Source organism: Tardiphaga sp. (genome assembly GCF_044336785.1).
In the GTDB taxonomy this organism is placed as follows: Bacteria; Pseudomonadota; Alphaproteobacteria; order Rhizobiales; family Xanthobacteraceae; genus Tardiphaga.
Genome location: NZ_JBIIOT010000198.1, coordinates 1 through 2,580, shown reverse-complemented (window position 1 = coordinate 2,580; position 2,580 = coordinate 1). Strand labels below are relative to the sequence as shown.

The 2,580-nt window shown below is 62.8% G+C and carries 2 protein-coding genes; both read right to left on the bottom strand.

What is annotated here, in order from left to right; genetic code table 11:
- The coding region (locus ACIQ2A_RS25935; protein ID WP_398484964.1) for a DUF3095 domain-containing protein at positions 1–1,075 on the bottom strand (1,075 nt) is incomplete at its 3' end.
- Between the two features lie 116 nt (positions 1,076–1,191).
- The gene (locus ACIQ2A_RS25930; RefSeq protein ID WP_398484962.1) at positions 1,192–2,442 is read right to left on the bottom strand and encodes an aminopeptidase; all 1,251 of its coding nucleotides are present in this window, start codon (positions 2,440–2,442) and stop codon (positions 1,192–1,194) included.
- Positions 2,443–2,580 lie beyond the last annotated feature (138 nt).

Here is a 2,580-nt window from a genome sequence, read left to right as displayed (position 1 = left end):
CGCTGCGCAAAGCTGACGGCGTAAAGCACGTCATCATTGCTGCATCCTGTCGATGCAGGCCATAGCGTATCGATCCCTTGGATGCGGCTTCTGCCAGACGCTGCGCGAGTTCACGCTCGAGCTCCGGCGTGCAATCCAGAACCATCCGCAGCCCGTCGTCATACTTGCGAAAATCTGAATTCTCGACCAACTGCCGCACATAGAGCTGCGGCACGAAGCCGGCGCAGCTGATGCCGAAGCGGATCAGCACATAGCCAAACAATGTCCGCGTCATCACCCAGAGCCGAAACCATGCCCGCGAGCGCGCGCCGCGCCCGGCGCGCACTTCCAGCTCCATGCCCTGCGGCGGCCATGCGATGCCCGGCCCGCGCGCAGGCACCGGTCGCGCCGCATCCGGGCTGCGTTCGACCAGCGCGATGATGTCCTCGATCACGCGGCGAAATGCGGACGGATCGTCGGATGGCCGGGGCACGATCAGCACGGAGAGGATCAGCCCGTGCGCAGATGGCATTTCCTCGAAACGGCACGACAGACCGGTGAGATCGGGATAACTGCCACCGGGCGCCGGCGTCACCGCATAGTCCCCGCGCTTCATCGCTGTTTCTGCCCAGCCTAGACCGCCACCGGCGAACATCGCATAGGCGACATTCTTGGACGGTGCGAAGCGCGCGACGCGGACATCGAGACCCTGCGCACGAATATCAGCCACAGGCACCAGGGCCACGCGCATACTGAGATCGAGATCTGTCTTCACCCATGTCGCCGTCGCTGCGAGCGCGTCACGGGCGCGATCGAGATCGTCCGGCGAGATCGCAAAACTGGCGCCGTCACCGCCGAAAACGAAGGGGAATTCACGACCTTCCAGCGCGTTGGTGATCGCGGCGATCACAGCAGCACCGGCCATGTTCACGGTCTTGTAGCGCTGCTCGGCGATGGCTCTGGTGGAATCGACGATATCCGCGACGCCAATGATCCAGTCGTCGGGCAGCGGCGCATAATGCGCCGGGTCCATCAACTGCCCGAAGTCGTAGAAGACGGGAATATTCGGATAGAAATCGTGGCCTTGGATGGGCATTTTGCGACGAAATCCTGCGGCAAACTTGCGGCACCCCAGCGGCAGCCTTGAGGCAGGGACAATAGCATAGCTTTAGCGCAAAGCCGCAGCCATCATCCCCGCCATTGCGCGTTTGGTCAGGCCCACTCGCCCTTCCGGAATACCGGGACGCGACGGCCATCGGCGTGGACACCGTCGATATCGATCTCGCCGGAGCCGATCATCCAGTCGATATGGATGAAGCTCTTGTTGCCGCCCTGGGCCGCGATCTGTTCCGGCGTCAGCTTGTCACCTCCGACGAAGCATTTTGAATAGCACTGGCCGAGAGCGATGTGGCAGGCGGCGTTCTCGTCGAACAGCGTGTTGTAGAACAACAGCCCGCTCGCCGAGATCGGCGACGAATGCGGCACCAAGGCGACTTCGCCGAGACGGCGCGAGCCTTCGTCGGTGTCAAGCACCTTGTTCAGCACCGCCTCACCGCGCGAGGCCTTTGCCTCGACGATCTTGCCCTCCTCGAAGCGCACTGCGATGTCCTCGATCAGCGTGCCTTGATACGAGAGCGGCTTGGTGGAGCGGACATGGCCGGAGACACGCGCGGCATGTGGCGTGGTGAAGACTTCTTCGGTCGGGATATTGGCGTTGCAGATGATGCCGTTCTTCGCCGTGGAGGCGCCGCCTTCCCATTCGTGGCCATCGGCGAGACCGACCACGAGATCGGTGCCGGGCCCCTTGAAATGCAGCGCGTGAAAGCGCTGGCCGTTCAGCCAGTCGGTGCGGGTGCGCAGCGCCGCGTTGTGCCTGGTCCATGCGCCGATGGGATCGGCATTGTCCACGCGCGAGGCGGCGAAGATCGCATCGGCCAGTTTCATGACGGCGACGTCGTCTTCATCGTTCGGGAAGACCTGCTTGGCCCAGGACAGCGTGGGATAGGCAACGATGTTCCAGTTGATGTCGAAGCCCGCGATCTTCTGCAGTGCCGGCTGATAAGCGATGGAATTGGCCTTGCTGGCGCGCGAGACTTTGGCCGGATCCTCGTTCGACAGCAGCATCGGATTATCACCGACAATGGCGAGGCGCGCGGTGTTGTTGCCGAGCGCTTTCGCCATGCCCTCATAGAGCCAGCCGGCGGCACGGTCGAAAGTGTCGTCATGGCCATACCGATAACGGGCCAGCGTCATTTCCTCGTCGGAGAAGAACGGCGTGACGAGACCGGCGCCGGCCTTGTAGGCGTGCTCGGCGATCTTGCGCACCAGCGGCAATGCTGCGGCAGGCGCCGTCAGCAGCAAATCCTGTCCCGGCGCCAGTTGCAGCCCGACTTTGACGGCGACTTCGGCGAGTCGGTCGAGCTTCACGGGATCGATGGAGATGGGACGCTGGTGAATGGTCATGCGGGAGTCCTGACACGGTGGATTGCTTGGGAGAATGTAGGAAATACGACGATGATTTGCCAGCCGATGCGGTGTCGTAGGATGGGTTGAGCGCAGCGATACCCATCACCTCGCGCGCTGGTGGTGATGGGTATCGCT

Coding starts and splice junctions, on each gene's coding strand:
- ACIQ2A_RS25930 (WP_398484962.1), bottom strand. CDS start 2,442: ATGACCATTCACCAGCGTCCCATCTCCATCGATCCCGTGAAGCTCGAC.